General features: G+C 58.2%; 15 protein-coding genes and 4 tRNA genes. All 19 read right to left on the bottom strand.

All coding sequences use genetic code 11. The features are described from left to right. Positions 1–20 precede the first annotated feature (20 nt). Positions 21–4,259 (bottom strand): DNA-directed RNA polymerase subunit beta', encoded by a 4,239-nt coding sequence (gene rpoC, locus ACIROY_RS21585; RefSeq protein WP_402277761.1) that lies wholly within the window; start codon positions 4,257–4,259, stop codon positions 21–23. 288 nt (positions 4,260–4,547) lie between these two features. Next, positions 4,548–8,654 carry a DNA-directed RNA polymerase subunit beta gene (gene rpoB / locus ACIROY_RS21580; RefSeq protein ID WP_402277762.1) on the bottom strand — a complete coding sequence of 1,369 codons (4,107 nt, stop codon included), beginning with the start codon at positions 8,652–8,654 and terminating at the stop codon, positions 4,548–4,550. Between the two features lie 335 nt (positions 8,655–8,989). Beyond that, complete coding sequence (rplL, locus tag ACIROY_RS21575) at positions 8,990–9,367, bottom strand: 50S ribosomal protein L7/L12 (protein ID WP_402277763.1); 378 nt, start codon at positions 9,365–9,367, stop codon at positions 8,990–8,992. A 99-nt stretch (positions 9,368–9,466) separates the two neighbouring features. Continuing rightward, positions 9,467–9,964: a 50S ribosomal protein L10 gene (gene rplJ, locus ACIROY_RS21570; protein WP_094565773.1), complete on the bottom strand. Its 498-nt coding sequence runs from the start codon at positions 9,962–9,964 to the stop codon at positions 9,467–9,469. Positions 9,965–10,289: 325 nt separating this feature from the next. Further along, the gene (gene rplA, locus ACIROY_RS21565) at positions 10,290–10,985 is read right to left on the bottom strand and encodes a 50S ribosomal protein L1 (protein ID WP_402277764.1); all 696 of its coding nucleotides are present in this window, start codon (positions 10,983–10,985) and stop codon (positions 10,290–10,292) included. Further along, on the bottom strand, positions 10,985–11,416 hold the full coding sequence (gene rplK / locus ACIROY_RS21560) for a 50S ribosomal protein L11 (protein ID WP_007875265.1): 432 nt from the start codon (positions 11,414–11,416) through the stop codon (positions 10,985–10,987). Before rplK ends, rplA begins: the two co-directional genes overlap by 1 nt. Before the next feature lie 135 nt (positions 11,417–11,551). Then, a complete protein-coding gene (gene nusG, locus ACIROY_RS21555) occupies positions 11,552–12,142 on the bottom strand; it encodes a transcription termination/antitermination protein NusG (protein ID WP_029363887.1) in 591 nt (196 codons plus the stop codon). Positions 12,143–12,144: 2 nt separating this feature from the next. Then, entirely contained in the window at positions 12,145–12,525 is a 381-nt protein-coding gene (secE, locus tag ACIROY_RS21550; protein ID WP_402344145.1) for a preprotein translocase subunit SecE, read from the bottom strand. A 35-nt stretch (positions 12,526–12,560) separates the two neighbouring features. Continuing rightward, a tRNA-Trp gene (locus ACIROY_RS21545) sits at positions 12,561–12,636 on the bottom strand. A 112-nt stretch (positions 12,637–12,748) separates the two neighbouring features. Beyond that, positions 12,749–13,945: an elongation factor Tu gene (gene tuf, locus ACIROY_RS21540; RefSeq protein ID WP_016836040.1), complete on the bottom strand. Its 1,197-nt coding sequence runs from the start codon at positions 13,943–13,945 to the stop codon at positions 12,749–12,751. A 103-nt stretch (positions 13,946–14,048) separates the two neighbouring features. Continuing rightward, positions 14,049–14,123 (bottom strand) — tRNA-Thr (locus tag ACIROY_RS21535). Between the two features lie 51 nt (positions 14,124–14,174). Continuing rightward, positions 14,175–14,248, bottom strand: a tRNA-Gly gene (locus ACIROY_RS21530). A gap of 63 nt (positions 14,249–14,311) precedes the next feature. Continuing rightward, a tRNA-Tyr gene (locus ACIROY_RS21525) sits at positions 14,312–14,397 on the bottom strand. Positions 14,398–14,481: 84 nt separating this feature from the next. After that, positions 14,482–15,753 (bottom strand): AmpG family muropeptide MFS transporter, encoded by a 1,272-nt coding sequence (locus ACIROY_RS21520; protein WP_402277765.1) that lies wholly within the window; start codon positions 15,751–15,753, stop codon positions 14,482–14,484. 142 nt (positions 15,754–15,895) lie between these two features. Next, a complete protein-coding gene (gene metW / locus ACIROY_RS21515; RefSeq protein ID WP_402277766.1) occupies positions 15,896–16,498 on the bottom strand; it encodes a methionine biosynthesis protein MetW in 603 nt (200 codons plus the stop codon). Next, the gene (locus ACIROY_RS21510; RefSeq protein WP_402277767.1) at positions 16,495–17,634 is read right to left on the bottom strand and encodes a homoserine O-acetyltransferase; all 1,140 of its coding nucleotides are present in this window, start codon (positions 17,632–17,634) and stop codon (positions 16,495–16,497) included. Before ACIROY_RS21510 ends, metW begins: the two co-directional genes overlap by 4 nt. A 411-nt stretch (positions 17,635–18,045) precedes the next feature. Further along, the gene (ptsP, locus tag ACIROY_RS21505; protein ID WP_402277768.1) at positions 18,046–19,836 is read right to left on the bottom strand and encodes a phosphoenolpyruvate--protein phosphotransferase; all 1,791 of its coding nucleotides are present in this window, start codon (positions 19,834–19,836) and stop codon (positions 18,046–18,048) included. 156 nt (positions 19,837–19,992) lie between these two features. Continuing rightward, positions 19,993–20,262 carry an HPr family phosphocarrier protein gene (locus ACIROY_RS21500; protein ID WP_402277769.1) on the bottom strand — a complete coding sequence of 90 codons (270 nt, stop codon included), beginning with the start codon at positions 20,260–20,262 and terminating at the stop codon, positions 19,993–19,995. A 21-nt stretch (positions 20,263–20,283) separates the two neighbouring features. Further along, positions 20,284–20,691, bottom strand: a complete 408-nt coding sequence (locus ACIROY_RS21495) for a PTS sugar transporter subunit IIA (RefSeq protein ID WP_029363889.1) — start codon at positions 20,689–20,691, stop codon at positions 20,284–20,286. Positions 20,692–20,695: the final 4 nt, after the last annotated feature.

The raw sequence follows: 20,695 nt of genomic DNA, 5'->3' as shown, positions 1-20,695 counted from the left end.
GATGCGCTGCTATTGCATCATCACGCTTCGCCGTCCGCACCGCCGAAAGTCTCGGCAGGATGCGCTTCGGTTTCGGTCACACGCGCCACACGCTCGGATTCCAACAGCGCTGCGCGCTCGTCGGCTTCCCATGCGTCTTTTTCCTTGCGTGCACGGTGGAACGCCAGACCGGTACCAGCCGGGATCAGACGACCAACGATGACGTTTTCCTTCAGACCGCGCAGGCCGTCCTTCTTGCCCATGATCGCCGCTTCGGTCAGGACACGTGTGGTCTCCTGGAACGATGCAGCCGAGATGAACGAGTCGGTTGACAGCGATGCCTTGGTGATACCCAGCAAGACGTTTTCGTACGTTGCAGGGATCTTGGTCTCTGCATTGACGCGGTCGTTTTCGTCCAGCAGTTCGGAACGTTCGACCTGTTCGCCGGTGATGTAGTTGGTATCGCCCGGATCCACAACCTGCACGCGACGCAGCATCTGACGCACGATGACTTCGATGTGCTTGTCGTTGATCTTCACGCCTTGCAAACGGTACACGTCCTGAACTTCGTCGACGATGTAACGCGCCAGCGCTTCGATACCCAGCAGGCGCAGGATGTCTTGCGGATCGGCAGGACCGTCGACAATCATTTCGCCCTTGTTCACCACCTGGCCGTCATGCACCAGGACTTGCTTGTCCTTGGTGATCAGGAACTCATGCTTGGCGCCGTCCATGTCGGTGATTTCCAGACGTTGCTTGCCCTTGGTTTCCTTACCGAACGCCACAGTACCTGTGACTTCAGCCAGCATACCGGCATCCTTCGGCGAACGCGCTTCGAACAGTTCGGCAACGCGCGGCAGACCACCGGTAATATCGCGTGTCTTTTGCGATTCAGTCGGGATACGTGCCAGCACTTCACCAACGTGCACTTGCTGACCGTCCTTGACAGTAATCAGCGCGCCGACCTGGAAGCCGATCGTCACTGCGTGTTCGGTGCCGGCGATCTTGACTTCTTCACCTTGCTCGTTCAGCAGCTTGACCTGCGGACGCAACACCTTGGCAGCGGACGAACCGCGGCGCTTGGCATCGATAACCACCAGTGTCGACAGACCGGTCACTTCATCGATCTGCTTGGCGACGGTCGAACCTTCTTCGACGTTTTCGAACTTCACGGTACCGGTGTACTCGGTGATGATCGGACGTGTCAGCGGATCCCATGTCGCCAGTGCAGTACCGGCCTTGATGATCATGCCGTCCTTGACGATCAGGGTCGCGCCGTACGGTACTTTATGACGCTCACGCTCACGGCCGAGATCGTCGGTGATCAGCACTTCGCCCGAACGGGAAATGACGATCAGCTCGCCCTTGCCGTTGGTGACGTAACGCATGGTCGCCGTGAAGCGGATGGTGCCGTTCGACTTGGCTTCCACCGACGAGGCCACTGCTGCACGCGATGCCGCGCCACCGATGTGGAACGTACGCATGGTCAGCTGAGTACCTGGCTCACCAATCGACTGCGCAGCGATAACGCCGACTGCTTCGCCGCTGTTGACCAGCACGCCGCGGCCCAGATCGCGACCGTAGCACTTGGCACACAGGCCGTAGCGCGTGTCGCAAGTCAGCGGAGTGCGAACCTTGACTTCGTCGATGCCGAGGCGTTCGACTTCTTCAACGGTGTCTTCATCCATCAGGGTGCCGGCTTCGTACAGCGTAGCCTGGGTTTCCGGATTGATGATGTCGGTAGCTGCAACGCGGCCGAGGATACGGTCGCGCAGCGCTTCAATGACTTCGCCGCCTTCAACCATTGCCTTCATGGACGCGCCGTTGGACGTACCGCAATCATCTTCGATCACGACCAGATCCTGAGTCACGTCAACCAGACGACGTGTCAGGTAACCGGAGTTCGCAGTCTTCAGCGCGGTATCGGCCAGACCCTTACGGGCGCCGTGCGTCGAGATGAAGTACTGCAACACGTTCAGGCCTTCGCGGAAGTTCGCGGTAATCGGCGTTTCGATAATCGAACCGTCCGGTTTCGCCATCAGACCACGCATACCTGCCAGCTGACGAATCTGCGCTGCGGAACCGCGGGCGCCGGAGTCGGCCATCATGTAAATTGCGTTGAACGACTCTTGCGTGCCCTTGGTACCGTCGCGGCGGACCACGTCTTCGACCTTCAGCTGGTCCATCATGGCCTTGCCGACGTCGTCGCCGGCCTTGCCCCAGATGTCCACAACCTTGTTGTAGCGTTCGCCGGCGGTAACCAGACCGGACGAGTATTGCTGTTCGATCTGCTTCACTTCTTGTTCTGCAGTCGCAATGATGGTCGCCTTTTGTGGCGGCACCAGCATGTCGTCCACGCAAATCGAGATACCGGCGCGTGTCGCCAGGCGGAAGCCCGATTGCATCAGCTGGTCGGCGAACACAACGGTTGCGCGCAGACCACACTTGCGGAACGAAGTATTAATCAGCTTCGAAATTTCCTTCTTCTTCAACGCGCGGTTCAGCACGGAGAATGGCAGGCCCTTCGGCAGAATTTCCGACAGGATGGCACGGCCGACAGTCGTTTCGTAACGCTTGACGGTACGCACGAATTCGCCGGTGACCGGATCCTTTGGATTTTCGACGATACGCACGGTGACGCGGGTAGCCAGTTCGACTTCCTTGTTGTCGTACGCACGGATGACTTCCGAGACGTCCTGGAACAACATGCCTTCGTTCTTGGCGTTGATCGCTTCACGTGTCGCGTAGTACAGACCCAGCACGATATCCTGGGACGGCACGATCGACGGTTCGCCGTTCGATGGGAACAGAATGTTGTTCGACGCCAGCATCAGCGTACGCGCTTCCATCTGTGCTTCGATTGACAGTGGAACGTGGACCGCCATCTGGTCGCCGTCAAAGTCGGCGTTGAACGCGGCGCACACCAGCGGATGCAGCTGGATCGCCTTGCCTTCGATCAGGACCGGCTCGAACGCCTGGATACCCAGACGGTGCAATGTCGGCGCGCGGTTCAGCATGACCGGATGTTCGCGGATCACGTCTTCCAGGATGTCCCAGACGACCGGCTCTTGAATTTCGACCAGCTTCTTGGCTGCCTTGATGGTCGTTGCCAGACCCATCAATTCCAGCTTGTTGAAGATGAACGGCTTGAACAGTTCCAGCGCCATCAGCTTCGGCAGACCGCACTGATGCAACTTGAGCTGCGGACCCACCACAATGACGGAACGGCCGGAGTAGTCGACGCGTTTGCCCAGCAAGTTTTGACGGAAACGACCGCCCTTGCCCTTGATCATTTCGGCCAGCGACTTCAGCGGACGCTTGTTGGCGCCGGTCATCGCCTTACCGCGACGGCCGTTGTCCAGCAGCGAGTCAACCGCTTCCTGCAGCATGCGCTTTTCGTTGCGCGTGATGATTTCCGGAGCGCGCAATTCCATCAGACGCTTCAGACGGTTGTTACGATTGATGACGCGGCGATACAGATCGTTCAGATCGGAGGTCGCAAAACGGCCGCCGTCCAGCGGGACCAGCGGGCGCAATTCCGGTGGCAGCACCGGCAGCACTTCCATGATCATCCAGTCAGGCTTGATGCCCGAGCGTTGGAACGCTTCCAGCACTTTCAGGCGCTTGGCGTATTTCTTGATCTTGGCTTCGGACTTCGATTCTTTCAGTTCCACGCGCAGGGTTTCTGCATCGCGGTCGATGTCAATCGAGCGCAGCAGTTCACGGATGCCTTCGGCGCCCATGAATGCGGTGAAGTCGTCGCCGTACTCTTCGTACTTGGCGGCGTAGTCGTCTTCCGACATGATTTGGCACTTCTTCAGCGGAGTCATGCCTGGATCGGTCACGACGTAGGCTTCGAAGTACAACACGCGTTCGATGTCCCGCAGGGTCATGTCGAGGACCATGCCCAGACGCGACGGCAGCGATTTCAGGAACCAGATGTGCGCAGTTGGCGAAGCCAGCTCGATGTGGCCCATGCGTTCACGACGCACCTTGGCCAGCGTGACTTCAACGCCGCATTTTTCGCAGATGACGCCGCGGTGCTTGAGGCGCTTGTACTTGCCGCAGAGGCATTCGTAGTCTTTGATCGGGCCAAAGATCTTGGCGCAGAACAGACCGTCGCGCTCAGGCTTGAAAGTACGGTAGTTGATGGTTTCCGGCTTTTTTACTTCGCCGTAGGACCACGAACGGATTTTTTCCGGGGACGCCAGACCAATTTTGATCGCGTCGAATTGTTCGTTTTGCTGAACTTGCTTGAATAGATCGAGCAGTGCTTTCATGTATCACTCCAGGTTGGCGTGAGAACGCTAGGTAATGCTATGTATATCGAGACGGCCGCACCACAATCTGCGCACACCCTGTTCGCACCTGCGGGAGAGCCGTGGCTTGCGCCGGGTTCCGCATGTACCGGGACAGACTTGGTCGTCCTTGACTGCTTACAATTGCTTGTAGCTGCTTGCTGAACTGCTGTATTGCTTTACTTTACTGCGTTGCCGCCGTTGTTGCCGGCGGCAGGATCAGACGATGAAACAGGGCAAGACGGCCACGCCGCCTTGCCCTTGGGAACATCAGTCGCGTTCGAGATCGATGTCGATACCGAGCGAACGGATTTCCTTGACCAGCACGTTGAAGGACTCCGGCATGCCGGCGTCGATCACGTGGTCGCCCTTGACCAGGTTTTCATAAACCTTGGTACGGCCGTTCACGTCATCGGACTTCACGGTCAGCATTTCCTGCAGCACATACGATGCGCCGTAGGCTTCCAATGCCCAGACTTCCATTTCACCGAAGCGTTGACCGCCGAACTGCGCCTTACCGCCCAGAGGCTGCTGAGTAACCAGCGAGTAAGGACCGGTCGAACGTGCATGCATCTTGTCATCAACCAAGTGATGCAGCTTCAGGTAGTGCATGTAGCCGACAGTGACGGTGCGCTCGAAAGCTTCGCCGGTACGGCCGTCATACATGGTGACCTGATTCTTCGACGGCGTCATGCCCAGTTGCTTGGCGATGTGATCCGGGTACGCCAGATCCAGCATGCGACGAGTTTCGTCTTCGTGCGCGCCGTCAAACACCGGTGTGGCGAACGGAACGCCCTTCTTCAGGTTGGATGCCAGTTCCAGGATTTCCTCATCACTGAACTCGTCGAGCGCTTCCTTCTTGCCCGATTCGTTGTAGATGGTCGTCAGGAACTTGCGCAGCTCAGCGATCTTCACCTGTGCGGTCAGCATTTCGCCGATGCGCAGGCCCAGACCCTTGGCTGCCCAGCCCAGATGGACTTCGAGAACCTGACCGACGTTCATGCGCGATGGCACGCCCAGCGGGTTCAGCACGATGTCGGCTGGTGTACCGTCGGCCATGTGCGGCATGTCTTCGATCGGCAGAATGCGCGAAACCACACCCTTGTTACCGTGACGACCCGCCATCTTGTCGCCTGGTTGCAGGCGGCGCTTCACGGCCAGGTAAACCTTGACCATCTTTTGCACGCCCGGCGGCAGCTCGTCGCCTTGTGTCAGCTTCTTGCGTTTTTCTTCAAACGCCAGATCGAACTGGTGACGCTTTTCGGCGATCGATTCCTTGATCGCTTCCAGTGCAGTCGCCATGTCGTCATCCGCAGGACGGATGTCGAACCAGTGGTACTTGTCCAGATCGTCCAGGTACGCCTTGTCCAGCTTGGTGCCCTTCGACAGCTTCTTCGGACCGCCGTTGGCGACCTTGCCGATCAACATCTTTTCCAGACGCTGGAAGGCATCGCCTTCAACGATACGCAACTGGTCGTTCAGGTCCAGGCGATAGCGCTTCAGTTCATCGTCGATGATCTGTTGTGCGCGCTTGTCGCGTTGGATGCCTTCGCGGGTAAACACTTGCACGTCGATGACGGTGCCGACCATGCCCGAAGGCACACGCAGCGAGGTGTCCTTAACGTCCGAAGCCTTTTCACCGAAGATCGCGCGCAGCAGCTTTTCTTCCGGTGTCAGCTGGGTTTCGCCCTTTGGCGTCACTTTACCGACCAGCGTATCGCCGGCTTCGACTTCAGCACCGATGTAGGTGATGCCGGACTCGTCCAGACGCGCCAGTTGGTTTTCCGCCAGGTTCGAAATATCGCGGGTGATTTCTTCCGCGCCGAGCTTGGTGTCACGTGCAACAACCGACAACTCTTCAATGTGGATCGAGGTGTAGCGGTCGTCAGCCACGACTTTTTCGGAGATCAGGATCGAATCTTCGAAGTTGTAGCCGTTCCATGGCATGAACGCCACCAGCATGTTCTGACCCAGAGCCAGTTCGCCCAGGTCGGTCGATGCGCCGTCGGCGATCACGTCATGCTTTGCAACACGGTCGCCAACCTTGACGATAGGACGCTGGTTGATGTTGGTGTTCTGGTTCGAACGTGTGTACTTGATCAGGTTGTAGATGTCGACGCCGACTTCACCAGCCTGGGCTTCTTCATCGTTCACGCGGATCACCACACGGCCTGCATCGACGTAATCGACGATACCGCCACGCAGCGCTTGCACGGTCGTACCGGAGTCAACTGCAACGGTACGCTCGATACCGGTGCCGACCAGCGGCTTTTCCGGACGCAGGCAAGGCACAGCCTGGCGTTGCATGTTGGCGCCCATCAATGCGCGGTTCGCATCATCGTGTTCGAGGAACGGAATCAGCGATGCCGCCACCGACACGACCTGGCCTGGGGCCACGTCCATGTATTGGACGCGCTCTGGCGAGACCAGAATGGTTTCGCCGGCTTCACGCGCCGAGACCAGTTCATCGGACAGCTTCAGCGAGGCGTCGATGGTCGCATTCGCCTGAGCGATGATGTAGCGGCCTTCTTCGATTGCCGACAGATAGTCGATCTGGTTGGTAACCTTGCTGCCCTCAACCTTGCGGTATGGGGTTTCCAGGAAGCCGTATTCATTCAGGCGCGCATACAGCGCCAGCGAGTTGATCAGACCGATGTTCGGGCCTTCAGGCGTTTCGATCGGGCACACGCGGCCATAGTGGGTCGGGTGCACGTCGCGGACTTCAAAGCCGGCGCGTTCGCGGGTCAGACCACCAGGTCCTAGGGCGGAAACACGGCGTTTGTGCGTGATTTCCGACAGCGGGTTGGTTTGGTCCATAAACTGCGACAACTGCGACGAACCGAAGAATTCGCGGATCGCTGCCGAGATCGGCTTCGAGTTGATCAGGTCATGCGGCATCAGGTTGTCCGCTTCGGCTTGGCCGAGGCGTTCCTTGACGGCGCGCTCAACGCGGACCAGACCGGCGCGGAATTGATTCTCCGCCAATTCGCCGACGCAACGGACGCGACGGTTACCCAAGTGATCGATGTCATCGACTTCGCCGCGGCCATTGCGCAGTTCCACCAAGATCTTGATCACGGCCAGGATGTCTTCGTTCGACAACGTCATGGCGCCGGTCAGTTCATCACGACCGATACGGCGGTTGAACTTCATGCGGCCGACTGCCGACAGGTCGTAACGGTCTTCGCTGTAGAACAGGCCGTTGAACAGCGCTTCCACCGAGTCTTCGGTCGGCGGTTCGCCAGGACGCATCATGCGATAGATTGCCACGCGCGCAGCAGTCTGATCCGCTGTGTCGTCGGTGCGCAATGTTTGCGAGATGTAACCACCCTGATCCAGGTCGTTGGTGTACAGCGTCTGAATAGCGTCGATGTCTGCTTCACGCAGGCGAGCCAGCAGTTCTTCCGTCAGCTCGTCGTTGGCCGAGGCAATGACTTCACCTGTGTCGCCGTCGACGATGTTCTTCGCCAATACGCGGCCCAGCAGATAGTCTTCCGGCACGGAAATTTGCTTGATGCCTGCAGCTTCGATGTCACGCACGTGCTTGGCGTTGATACGCTTGTCTTTCGCGACCAGCGGCTTGCCGGACTTGTCGAGAATGTCGAAACGCGCAACTTCACCACGCAGACGCTCCGAGACGAATTCCATCTCGGCGCCTTCAGCGTGCAGCGTGAAGTTGTCGAACACGAAGAAGTTCGCCAGGATCTGCTCGGACGTCATGCCGATGGCCTTGAGCAGGATCGTTACCGGCATCTTGCGGCGACGGTCGACGCGGAAGAACAGGATGTCCTTCGGATCGAATTCAAAGTCCAGCCACGAACCGCGGTAAGGAATGATACGAGCGGAGAACAACAGCTTGCCGGACGAGTGAGTCTTGCCGCGGTCATGTTCAAAGAACACGCCAGGCGAACGGTGCAGCTGCGACACGATGACGCGCTCAGTGCCGTTGATGACGAACGAACCGGTCGTCGTCATGAGCGGCAATTCGCCCATGTAGACTTCCTGTTCCTTCATTTCCTTGATGACCGGCTTGGTCGGCGATTCCTTGTCCAGGATCACCAGACGTACTTTGGCACGCAGCGGCGACGCGAAGGTCAGGCCACGTTGTTGGCATTCCTTGACGTCGAACGGCGGCGCGCCCAACACATAGGACAGGAACTCGAGACGCGCAAAACCATTGTGCGAAACGATAGGGAAAATCGATGTAAAGGCCGATTGCAGACCTTCGTTCTTGCGTTGGGACGTTGTTTTGTCCGTCTGCAAGAATGTCTGGTATGACTCGATCTGAGTCGCTAGCAGGAACGGAACGTTGTGGACGTTAGCGCGTTTCGCAAAGGATTTACGAATACGCTTCTTCTCAGTAAATGAGTAGTGCATGGACACTCCGTGAGTGACAGGAAGGATAGAGAGTTCAGGACTCGCCCGGATTGCTTGTTGCCTTGTTGCTGCAACCCGTTAGCAGCGAAACCTCAAGTCTCAGCCCTTCAGTCTTGGTTGGCGCCTTCTCTTGCTTCACCGGCGAAGCTGGCAAGAAACTGCTGACCATTAACGAACTTGAATTCGACGCAAATTCGAATCGGACTCAAATTCACATACAAAATTACGAAACGACAAAGGAGCCAAAGCCGAATCCTTCTTTCAAAGGATTCTGCACTTTGACTCCGGTGGAACGATGCGCCGGCGAACCGGCGATATTCCAGCTCAAGTAAAACTTACTTGAGTTCAGCTTTCGCGCCAGCTTCTTCCAGCTTCTTCTTGGCTGCTTCGGCGTCTGCCTTGGCGATGCCTTCTTTAACTGGCTTCGGTGCGCCGTCAACCAGATCCTTGGCTTCTTTCAAGCCCAGACCGGTGATTTCGCGAACTGCCTTAATGACGCCAACCTTGTTCGCGCCGACTTCGGACAGAACAACGGTGAACTCAGTTTGCTCTTCAGCAGCAGCGGCGCCAGCGCCACCACCAGCAGGACCAGCGACAGCCATTGCTGCGGCGGAAACGCCGAACTTTTCTTCGAATGCCTTCACCAGGTCATTCAATTCCAACACGGTCAAGGCGCCTACGGCTTCCAAGATATCGTCTTTGCTAATTGCCATTTGAAACTCCTAATTTATTTCGGTAATAACATCTAATCGGTACTGACGCAGAGGTCAAAGCGCTCACGAACCACCGCCACATTGCTGCGGCCGGCGTTCTTAAGCTGCTTCGGCTTCTTTCTTGGCTGCCAGAGCAGCCAGACCACGCGCAAAACCAGCAACCGGAACCTGCATCATGCCCAGCAATTGGGCCAGCAGAACTTCGCGGGACGGGATATTTGCCAATGCAGTCACAGCAGCCTTATCCAGCGGCTTGCCTGCATAGTTACCTGCCTTGACAACCAGCTTGTCGTTGGTCTTAGCAAAGTCAGAGATGACTTTAGCTGCAGCAACGGCATCTTCCGAGATCGAATAGATCAGCGGGCCGGTCATTTCAGAAGCGAGGTCAGCAAACGCGGAACCTTCAACGGCACGACGTGCGAGTGTGTTTTTCAACACGCGCAGGTACACGCCCTGGTCACGCGCTTTGGCGCGCAGTTGCGTCAAGTGACCAACCTGGATGCCACGGTATTCGGCCACGACGATAGTCTGCGCAGTTGCTACTTTTGCGGCGACTTCGGCGACAACGGCCTTTTTGTCATTCAGATTGAGACTCAAGATCAACCTCCAAAAATGATGCTTGGCGACGACACAGGCGAAAAACCTGCTTGCCTTACATCGGTTCGAACACGGCGTCCGACGTTAGGAGTTCAGTGCAACGCTTCGTGAAACATGAAACGCTGTGTGAGACTGCAAAACTTGTTCGGGGTCACCATCTGCGCTGGGTAACCGGAAACGGAAGTTTCCGGCGTTTTAACTTTGTGCCTGCCTGCTGCACGCCGCCCAACGGTCTTTGATTGCCTGGAGCACTTCACAATTGCAAAATGCTCCAGCCCAAAGATGCGCCCCGCTTCCGTGAGGAAACGAGGACTTGATTCTTTACTTAAGCCGACAGGGTCGATTGATCCACGCGGACGCCAGCGCCCATGGTGGACGACAGCGACACCTTGCGCAGGTAAACACCCTTGCTGGTGGCAGGCTTGGCCTTGTTCAGCGCATCGATCAGCGCAACCAGATTCGACTTCAGATCTGCGTCGCTGAACGACTTGCGACCGATGGTGGCGTGAATAATGCCGGCCTTGTCGGTACGGTATTGCACTTGACCAGCCTTGGCGTTCTTGACGGCGGTAGCAACGTCAGGAGTCACGGTGCCGACCTTCGGGTTAGGCATCAGGCCGCGTGGGCCCAGGATCTGACCCAGGGTACCGACGATACGCATGGTGTCCGGCGAAGCGATCACGATGTCGAACGGCATGTTGCCGGCCTTGACTTGTTCAGCCAGGTCTTCCATACCGACGACGTCTGCGCCAGCTGCTTTAGCTTGTTCAGCCTTTTCACCCGAAGCGAACACGGCGACGCGGACGGTCTTGCCTGTACCAGCCGGCAACACCACGGAACCGCGGACCACTTGGTCCGACTTCTTCGCATCAACGCCCAGCTGGACGGACACGTCGATCGATTCGTTGAACTTCGCTGTTGCGAATTCCTTGATCAGCGCCAGTGCGTTATCGAAAGGATAAGCCTTGGTGCTATCGATCTTGCCTTCTTGCGCCTTAGCGCGTTTTGTCAACTTAGCCATTACAGACCCTCCACCGTGATGCCCATGGAACGTGCCGAACCAGCGATGGTGCGCACAGCCGCTTCCAGATCAGCAGCGGTAAGATCCGGCTTCTTCTGGGTAGCGATTTCTTCCGCTTGTTTACGAGTGATCTTGCCAACCTTGTCTGTATGCGGCTTGGCAGAACCCTTTTGAATACCGGCAGCCTTCTTGATCAGGATGGTTGCTGGAGGAGTCTTCATCACGAAGGTGAAGGACTTGTCCGCAAATGCAGTGATCACGACTGGAATCGGCAGACCTGGCTCGACGCCTTGAGTCTGGGCATTGAATGCCTTACAGAATTCCATGATGTTCAGACCGCGCTGACCCAGCGCAGGGCCGATCGGTGGGGATGGATTTGCTTTACCAGCTGGCACTTGCAGCTTGATAAAACCGATGATTTTCTTTGCCATGATGGCTCCTACGTTGATTGAGTGTTAGCGCCTGTTCATCTGCCTTGCGGCGTTTTACTGAGGCTCCTCTGCTGCTGCAGGATTTGGGGAAACTTGCATTTCGCCGCGCTCCTGCGGGCGCTTGACTTGTGCTGCTTAGACTTTTTCGACTTGGCCGAACTCGAGTTCGACCGGTGTTGCACGACCGAAAATGGTCACGGAGACGCGCACGCGGGATTTTTCGTAATTCACTTCTTCCACGTTGCCGTTGAAATCGGTAAAAGGACCATCCTTGATGCGAACCAGCTCGCCCACTTCGTACAAGACCTTTGGACGCGGCTTTTCGATGCCGTCCTGCATTTGCTGCATGATCTTGTCGACTTCATGCGGCGGAATCGGCGTCGGGCGATTGGACTTGCCGCCGATGAAACCGGTCACCTTGCTGGTGTTTTTCACCAGATGCCAGGTTTCGTCCGTCATTTCCATCTCAACCAGGACGTAGCCCGGGAAGAAACGACGCTCGGTCACCGACTTGTGGCCATTTTTCATGTCCACGACTTCTTCTGTCGGCACCAGGATCTGGCCGAACTGTTCTTCCATGCCGGCGCGGACGATGCGCTCGGTCAGTGCACGCTGCACACTCTTTTCCATGCCGGAATAGGCATGCACAACGTACCAGCGCTTTTTACTTGCGCTTGAAACGCTTTGCGCACCAATCGGTGCGCTGTCTTGTGTGCTATCGCTCATTTTTATTTCCAGCCCAAAATTACGTCATACAACAGGAATTCGAGCAACTTGTCCGTACCCCAGAGGAAGATCGCCATGATCAGCACGAAGGCGAACACGATCGCCGTGATCTGCGTCGCTTCCTTGCGGGTAGGCCAGACAACTTTTTTGGTTTCACGTACCGATTCTTTGGCAAAGCCGACGAAACCGCGACCCTGCGAAGATGTCCAGGCGAAACCTACCGCCACCAGCAAGCCGGCCACCAGGGCCAGTGCGCGCACCGGAGTCGATTGACCCGACAACACAAAAAAACCGACCACACCCGCGATGACCGCTACGATTGCCAGGACAACCTTGAGCTTGTCGCTTGATGTATTGACGGTTTGTACAGGCTGGTTAGACATTTATTTACTTTCAGTACCCTACTCACCTGAATCGGTGGCAGGGGCGGAGGGCATCGAACCCCCAACCTCCGGTTTTGGAGACCGGCGCTCTGCCAATTGAGCTACACCCCTACGATCAAAACACTGATCTGAACGGCTTGGCCAGCCAACTTATGCTTGCCGCTCAGACATCAACGCCGCGAGGCGGGAATTTCCCGAATCGCGGCGATTGCTACTCTTCTTATTACGCGTCTGGCAGGATCTTGGCAACCACACCGGCGCCGACGGTACGACCGCCTTCACGGATAGCGAAGCGCAGGCCTTCTTCCATCGCGATCGGGTTGATCAGCATCACGGTGATCGACACGTTGTCGCCTGGCATGACCATTTCCTTGTCCTTCGGCAACTCGATCGAACCAGTCACGTCCGTAGTACGGAAGTAGAACTGTGGACGATAGTTGTTGAAGAACGGAGTATGACGGCCGCCTTCGTCTTTCGACAACACATAGATCTCGCCGGTGAAGTGCTTGTGCGGCTTGATCGAACCTGGCTTGGCCAACACTTGGCCACGCTCCACGTCTTCACGCTTGGTGCCGCGCAGCAGCACGCCAACGTTGTCGCCTGCCTGACCTTGGTCCAGCAGCTTGCGGAACATTTCGACGCCGGTGCAAACTGTGTCTTGTGTGTCGCGGATACCGACGATTTGCAGGGCTTCGCCGACCTTGACGATACCGCGCTCAACGCGACCGGTCACAACGGTACCGCGGCCGGAGATCGAGAACACGTCTTCCACTGGCAGCAGGAAAGCGCCGTCAACAGCACGTTCCGGTGTCGGGATGTAAGTGTCCAGCGCTTCTGCCAGGGCCATGATCGCTTGCTCGCCCAGCGGGCCAGTGTCGCCTTCGAGGGCCAGCTTCGCCGAACCCTTGATGATTGGCAGGTCGTCGCCTGGGAATTCGTACTTGGTCAACAGCTCGCGCACTTCCATTTCGACCAGCTCCAGCAGCTCTTCATCATCAACCATGTCGGCCTTGTTCAGGAACACGATGATGTAAGGAACGCCAACTTGACGCGACAGCAGAATGTGTTCGCGTGTTTGCGGCATCGGGCCGTCTGCTGCGGAGCAAACCAGGATCGCGCCGTCCATCTGCGCGGCGCCGGTGATCATGTTCTTCACATAATCGGCGTGGCCTGGGCAGTCAACGTGCGCGTAGTGACGGTTTGCTGTTTCGTATTCAACGTGCGCAGTGTTGATGGTGATGCCGCGTGCCTTTTCTTCAGGCGCTGCGTCAATTTGATCGTAGGCCTTCGCTTCGCCGCCGAATTTCTTCGACAACACGGTCGCGATTGCGGCTGTCAGTGTGGTCTTGCCGTGGTCAACGTGACCAATCGTGCCAACGTTCACGTGCGGCTTGGTCCGCTCGAATTTGCCTTTTGCCATCTTAGACTCCTAACGATTATGAGAATGTTCAGGCAACGCGCCCGATCGACTTGCTGACTTGCTGCAGCGCTTACGGTGAAACACCTGCTACCTGCTATACAACTGGTGCCCTTGACGTGGATTGAACACGTGGCCTCTCCCTTACCAAGGGAGTGCTCTACCACTGAGCTACAAGGGCATACCTGCCGATCGCACCAACTGCCAAACGATGCAACCGGACAAAAAACTTTGGAGCGGGTGAAGGGAATCGAACCCTCGTCATAAGCTTGGAAGGCTTCAGCTCTACCATTGAGCTACACCCGCGAGGAACTGCCATCGAACACTTATCACTTCACAGCCGCAACAACTTTAAGACTGCTCCCAAAATGGTGGAGAGGGCTGGATTCGAACCAGCGTACTCGTAAGAGGGCAGATTTACAGTCTGCTGCCATTAACCACTCGGCCACCTCTCCGCGCAGGGAACTCAAAACTATAGGCGAACACTTTTCCCTTGTCAACTAAAATACGAAAGCCGACGCAATATTTTTAGCTGCCGGCTATTTAGGGATCTCGACTGTCGCTTCCGGAAGATGCTCGACGTGATTCCACGGAGCAATTTTGAGTAACATGACCATGCCGGGCAAGGCCAGGATGAAGCACAGGATGAAGAAATTGAACCAGCCCATATAGGCGACGATGTACCCGACCGAAGAATTGACGAAAGTGCGCGGCACCGCCGCCAGGCTGGTGAACAGGGCAAATTGCGTGGCCGTGTAGCGTGGATCGGTCTCGCGCATGATGTAGGCGACGAAAGCCGCCGTGCCGAGGCCGACGCCAAAGGCTTCGATGCCGATCACCACCGCCAGCGCCACGGTGCTGGCGCCGACATGGGCCAGCCAGGCAAAACCGAGGATCGCCACCGCCTGGATCACGCCGAACACCCACAGCGCCTTGTTGATGCCGAGCCGGATCATCCAGACCCCGCCGACAATGCCGCCCGCCACGCTGGCCCACAGGCTGGTGGTTTTCGAGACCACGCCGATCTGCGTCATGGAAAATCCGAGGTCAATGTAGAACTTGGTCGCCAGCGCAGTCGCCATGCTGTCGCCGAGCTTGTACAGGAAGATGAAGGCCAGCACCCACAGCGCCTTGTTCCAGCCGCCGCGCGTGACGAACTCGCGGAACGGCAGCACTACGGCTTCGCGCAGATTCTTCGGCGGCACGCCGTAGACCACCGGCTCCTTGACCGCCAGCGTGCACAGCAAACCCGGCAGCATGAAGCCGGCCGTGATCCAGAATACGGTCTGCCACGGCATCAGGTCGGCCAGCACCAGCGACAAAGCCCCTGGCACCATGCCCGACAGCTTGTAGGCGTTGACGTGGATGGCGCTGCCCAGGCCCAGCTCCTCTTCCGGCAGGATTTCACGGCGATAGGCGTCGATCACGATGTCCTGGCTGGCCGACAGGAAGGCCACCACCGACGCCATGAGGGCGATCGTACCGATCTGGGTCTGCGGATCCAGCATGCCCATGGCGCCGATGCCGACGAACAGGCCGATCTGGGTGAAGAACATCCATCCGCGTCGGCGCCCCATGCGACCGAAGTGGAAACGATCCATCAGCGGCGACCACAGGAATTTCCAGGTGTAGGGGAACATCACCAGTGCGAACAAGCCGAGCGCCTTGACGTTGAGCCCGGACTTGGCCAGCCAGGCCTGCAACAGGCTCAGCAGGATGAACAGCGGCAACCCCGACGTGAAACCGAGAAACACGCAAATCAGCATGCGACGGTTGAGATAGCTGTGCCACGAAATGCGGTTGTCGGTCATAAAAAGAGAAAGCGAGACGTCAGTACGGACAGGAAGAACTCCGCCCGCGGGACACCTGGGCGGAGACGTCTGCGGAGTATAAGGAATTTGCCGGCGCCGGTACGATTTTTCCTGCGGCGGCGCGGGCGATCGACAGGGCGGGTTACTTCTTCTTGAGACGGAACACTGCCAGGCTGCCGCGCCAATTGGGCAGGAAGGTCACCGGTTTGCCGTCGTGCAGCGCCACGCATTCCAGCACGTCGAGGCCGACCTCGTTGGCCAGCGCTTCGAAGTCCTTGATCGTGGCGCAACGCAGGTTGGGCGTGTCGTACCACTCGTAAGGCAACGATTTCGACACCGGCATGCGGCCGCGCAACAGCGCAATGCGGTGCGTCCAGTAAGCGAAGTTGGGGAAGGACACCGTCGCTTCGCGGCCGACCCGGGCGATTTCGCGCAGGATGCCTTCGACGTCCTTGACCATTTGCAGCGCCGACAGGCACAGCACGTTGTCGAAGGCGTTGTCTTCGAACATGGCCAGGCCGCCTTCCAGATCTTGCTGGATCACCGACACATCGCGCGCCACGCATTCGGGAATGCGGGCGTCGTCGATTTCAATGCCGTAGCCGCTGCAGGCCTTGTCAGTCTGCAGGTAATCGAGCATCACGCCGTCGCCGCAGCCGACGTCAAGCACCTGCGAGCCGGCAGGAATCCAGTGCGCGATGAACGCCAGGTCGGGGCGCAATACGCTCAGTTCAGGGAAATTCATGCGCTCTCCTCCATGGCGATTTCCGCCCAGACGCGTTGATAGTATTCGCGCAGCAACTTCATATAGCGCTCGTCGTCCAGCAGGAAGGCGTCGTGGCCGTGCGGCGCGTCGATTTCGGCATAGCTGACGCGGCGCTTGTTGCTGACCAGCGCCTGCACGATTTCACGGGTACGCTCCGGCGAAAAGCGCCAGTCGGTGGTGAACGAGGCCAGCAGGAATTGCGCCTTGGTGCCGGCCAGCGCCTTGTTCAGATCGCCGCCGAAGTCGCGCGCCGGATCGAAGTAGTCGAGCGCCTTGGTGATCAGCAAGTAGGTGTTGGCGTCGAAGTAGGTCGAGAATTTGTCGCCTTGGTAGCGCAGGTAGGATTCGATCTCGAAATCCACGCCGTAGCCGAACTGGTATTCGCCCGAGCGCAGGTCGCGGCCGAATTTTTCGGCCATGTCGTCGTCCGACAGGTAGGTGATGTGACCGACCATGCGCGCCACGCGCAAGCCGTTTTTCGGCACCACGCCGTGCGCATAGAAGTCGCCGCCGTGATAGTCCGGATCGGTCAGGATCGCCTGGCGTGCAACGTCATTGAAGGCGATGTTCTGCGCCGACAGTTTTGGGGTCGACGCGATCACCACACAGTGGCGCAGGCGATCCGGATACATGATGCTCCACGCCAGCGCCTGCATGCCACCCAGCGAACCGCCCATGACCGCGGCAAACTGGGCGATGCCGAGCTGGTCCGCCAGGCGCGCCTGGGCGTTGACCCAGTCTTCCACGGTCACCACCGGGAAGCTCGCGCCGTACGGCTTGCCGGTGGCCGGGTTGGTATGCATCGGACCGGTAGAGCCGAAACAGGAGCCGAGGTTGTTGACGCCGATGACGAAGAACTTGTCGGTGTCGAGCGACTTGCCGGGACCGACCATGTTGTCCCACCAGCCGACGTTGTCGGGGTCGTCCTTGTAGACGCCGGCGACGTGGTGCGAAGCGTTGAGCGCGTGGCACACCAGCACGGCGTTCGATTTGTCGGCATTGAGCGTGCCGTAGGTTTCATACATCAGCACGTAGTCGGCCAGCGCCGTGCCGTTCTTGAGCGGCAGCGGCTCGGGAAAATGCATGATTTGCGGCGATACGATTCCGATCGACATGGGCTCTCTTCGTTATCTTGCGGTTATGTCCGTCTACCGATTCAGGGGCCCGAAAACAAAAAAGCCCGGAGCTTACGCTCACGGGCTAAATTCTGGGCTTGTCTTGTATTGCACCAAGCTCGCTTTAGCCGTATTTAGATGGAACCCAAGGTTCCGGCGCCCGCAAGCTGAGGTTTGGATAAACCATTCAAATCGGCGCAGTGGTGTAAGAATAACCAAGTCGGGGCATGCCGTCAAACCACGGTGAAAGCGTATCCATTCCGAATCTGTTCACGACCTGTACGAGAGGCCATCAGCCGGCGGCGGTGGAACGGAGCTCAGTTACACGCCTTGGAGTGTACTTTAGTACATGAGGATTCCGAGTACCGCACGACGCCGGATCATGGCCTCGCAGTGAGATCGTGAACAGGTTTAGCGGCGCCGTGCGGCGGTGGCCTTCATTTCCGGTTCGCTGGTGATGGCGCGCAGTTGCGCCATGGCGGCTTCGATGGCGGCCGGCTCGGATGCCTTCAACACCTTTTTGACCTGCGGCTCCAGCAAGGTCAGGTCGCTGTTGAGAATTTCCTGCTTGACCGACAACAGTTGCGAAGGATGCATGGAAAACTCCAGCAGGCCCATGCCGAGCAACAGCCGCGTCCACTTTACGTCACCCGCCATCTCGCCGCACACCGCGACCGGGATATCGGCCTTGCGCGCCATTGAAATGACGCTCGACAGCAGGAACAGCACGGCCGGATGCAAGGGGTCGTACAGATGCGCCACCTCGTGGTCGACCCGGTCGATCGCCAGCGTGTACTGGATCAGGTCGTTGGTGCCGATCGACAGGAAATCGAGACGCTTGATGAACATCGGCAAGGCCAGCGCGGCTGCCGGGATTTCGATCATCGCGCCGATCTCAATGTCTTCATCGAACTTCTGCTTGCGTTGACGCAATTGTTCCTTGGCCTGCTCGATCAGCGCCAGCGTTTGGTCGATTTCGAACGCGTGCGCCATCATCGGGATCAGTAGCTTGATCGGACCGAAGGCTGAGGCGCGCAGGATCGCGCGCAGCTGCGTCAGGAACATCTGCGGCTCGGACAGGCAATAGCGGATCGCGCGCAAACCCAGCGCCGGATTCAGCGCAGTCTGTTCATCTTCGTCGAGCGGCTTGTCGGCGCCGACGTCGAGCGTGCGGATCGTGACCGGGCGCCCCTTCATCGACACCACGGTCTGGCAATATGAATCGAACTGTTCGTCTTCGGACGGGAATTTTTCCAGATGCCCGGCGCGGCCCATGAACAGGAATTCGGAACGGAACAGGCCGACGCCGTTGGCGCCCGCTTCCAGCGCGGGGGCGCTGTCGCTGGGCAACTCGATATTGGCCAGCAGCGTGATTTCGGTGCCGTCCTGGGTGATCGCCGGAGTCTTCTTGAGACGGCCGAGTTTCTTGCGGTCGCGCAGCATGCGCTCCTGGCGCGCGCGGTATTGCGCGAGCACCAGCGGCGACGGATTGACGATGGCCACGCCGGCGTCGCCGTCGATGATCAGCACGTCTTCCTGCTTGACCAGCACCGAAGCGTTGTTCATGCCGACTGCGGCCGGGATGTCGAGGCTGCGCGCGACGATGGCGGTATGCGAATTCTGGCCGCCGAGGTCGGTGACGAAACCGGCGAAGGCGCCGTCACGGAACTGCAGCATGTCGGCCGGCGAAATGTCGTGTGCGACAACGATGATGCTGGCGGCGGCGCCCTCTCCTGCCGCTGGCGGCAGACTGATGGCGCTGCCGGTCAGCACTTTGAGCACGCGGTCGCCGACCTGCTGGATGTCGGCCTTGCGCTCGCGCAGATAAGGGTCTTCAATCTCGTCGAACTGCGCCGACAAGCCGTCGATCTGCGTCACCAGCGCCCATTCGGCGTTGTAATAGCGGTGACGGATGATGTTGAGCGGCACTTCGGCCAGCATCGGGTCCGACAGGATCAGCGCATGCACATCGATGAAAGCACCCAGTTCGGGCGGCGCTTCCTTGGGCAAGTCGTCGCGGATGGTTTGCAGTTCCTGATGGACGGCGGCAATCGCGCTCTTGAGGCGCAGGACTTCGGCTTCGACCTGCTCCTCGGGAATCAGATAATGTTTGACGTCCAGCGCGGCCGGCGCGAGCAGATGCGCGCGGCCGATGGCGATCCCCTTGGAAACAGGAATGCCGTGTAAGGTGAAAGATGCCATCGCGTTTGTCTCCTGCGTTATTTTGTTATGCCGTCATCTGTGTTCATGCGCGGTAGCTCTCAAAACCTTACCGGACAACGCATCATTTAGCAATCGTGCGGCAAAACAAGAGGAAAACAAACGAGAGAAATTCGAAGACTTACGACTTTACGGGGATTACTGGCCTTCGCCGAATCGGTCCAGGATCAGCGCTTCCAAGGCATTGAAGCAATCCTGTTCGTCGGCGCCTTCTGTTTCCAGCAGCACTTTGGTGCCCTTGCCGGCGGCCAGCATCATCACGCCCATGATGGACTTGGCGTTGACGCGTCGCTTGTTGAAGGTCATCCAGACTTCGCACTTGTACTTCGACGCCAGTTGCGTGAATTTGGCCGACGCGCGCGCATGCAGACCGAGCTTGTTGATGATCTCAAGTTCTTTTTGAATCATGGCAATTCTTTCTTTGTGCTTTTATTGGGATGAAACGCGAATGCGGTTGTCGATCCGGACGGCGCCGCTCTGGCCGCCGGCCAAGGCCATTTCCATGACGACGTCAAGCGTGTCGTTGCGGTAGGTCAGCGCGCGCAGCAGCATCGGCAGGCTGATGCCTGCGATGATTTCGACATTGTCGATGGCGCACAGGTAACCGGTGCAGTTGGACGGCGTGCCGCCCATGACGTCGGTGATGACCAGCACGCCGCTGCCGTCGTCGAGGCGATGCACGGCGTCAGCCGCCATGCGCTGCACTTCCGCCGGGTTCTGGTCGGCGATGACGTCGATTGCTTCGATGCGTTCCGGCAAGCCGCGGAAGACATGCGTGGCCGCTGCGATGAAAGCCTGACCCAGCGGGGCATGCGTGAGGAGAAGGATACCGACCATGAAT

Source organism: Herbaspirillum sp. NPDC101396 (assembly GCF_044767365.1).
In the GTDB taxonomy this organism is placed as follows: Bacteria; Pseudomonadota; Gammaproteobacteria; order Burkholderiales; family Burkholderiaceae_D; genus Herbaspirillum.
This window is presented reverse-complemented; position numbering and strand designations above follow the sequence as displayed.

Coding starts and splice junctions, on each gene's coding strand:
- rpoC (WP_402277761.1), bottom strand. CDS start 4,259: ATGAAAGCACTGCTCGATCTATTCAAGCAAGTTCAGCAAAACGAACAA.
- rpoB (WP_402277762.1), bottom strand. CDS start 8,654: ATGCACTACTCATTTACTGAGAAGAAGCGTATTCGTAAATCCTTTGCG.
- rplL (WP_402277763.1), bottom strand. CDS start 9,367: ATGGCAATTAGCAAAGACGATATCTTGGAAGCCGTAGGCGCCTTGACC.
- rplA (WP_402277764.1), bottom strand. CDS start 10,985: ATGGCTAAGTTGACAAAACGCGCTAAGGCGCAAGAAGGCAAGATCGAT.
- rplK (WP_007875265.1), bottom strand. CDS start 11,416: ATGGCAAAGAAAATCATCGGTTTTATCAAGCTGCAAGTGCCAGCTGGT.
- nusG (WP_029363887.1), bottom strand. CDS start 12,142: ATGAGCGATAGCACACAAGACAGCGCACCGATTGGTGCGCAAAGCGTT.
- secE (WP_402344145.1), bottom strand. CDS start 12,525: ATGTCTAACCAGCCTGTACAAACCGTCAATACATCAAGCGACAAGCTC.
- tuf (WP_016836040.1), bottom strand. CDS start 13,945: ATGGCAAAAGGCAAATTCGAGCGGACCAAGCCGCACGTGAACGTTGGC.
- ACIROY_RS21520 (WP_402277765.1), bottom strand. CDS start 15,753: ATGACCGACAACCGCATTTCGTGGCACAGCTATCTCAACCGTCGCATG.
- metW (WP_402277766.1), bottom strand. CDS start 16,498: ATGAATTTCCCTGAACTGAGCGTATTGCGCCCCGACCTGGCGTTCATC.
- ACIROY_RS21510 (WP_402277767.1), bottom strand. CDS start 17,634: ATGTCGATCGGAATCGTATCGCCGCAAATCATGCATTTTCCCGAGCCG.
- ptsP (WP_402277768.1), bottom strand. CDS start 19,836: ATGGCATCTTTCACCTTACACGGCATTCCTGTTTCCAAGGGGATCGCC.
- ACIROY_RS21500 (WP_402277769.1), bottom strand. CDS start 20,262: ATGATTCAAAAAGAACTTGAGATCATCAACAAGCTCGGTCTGCATGCG.
- ACIROY_RS21495 (WP_029363889.1), bottom strand. CDS start 20,691: ATGGTCGGTATCCTTCTCCTCACGCATGCCCCGCTGGGTCAGGCTTTC.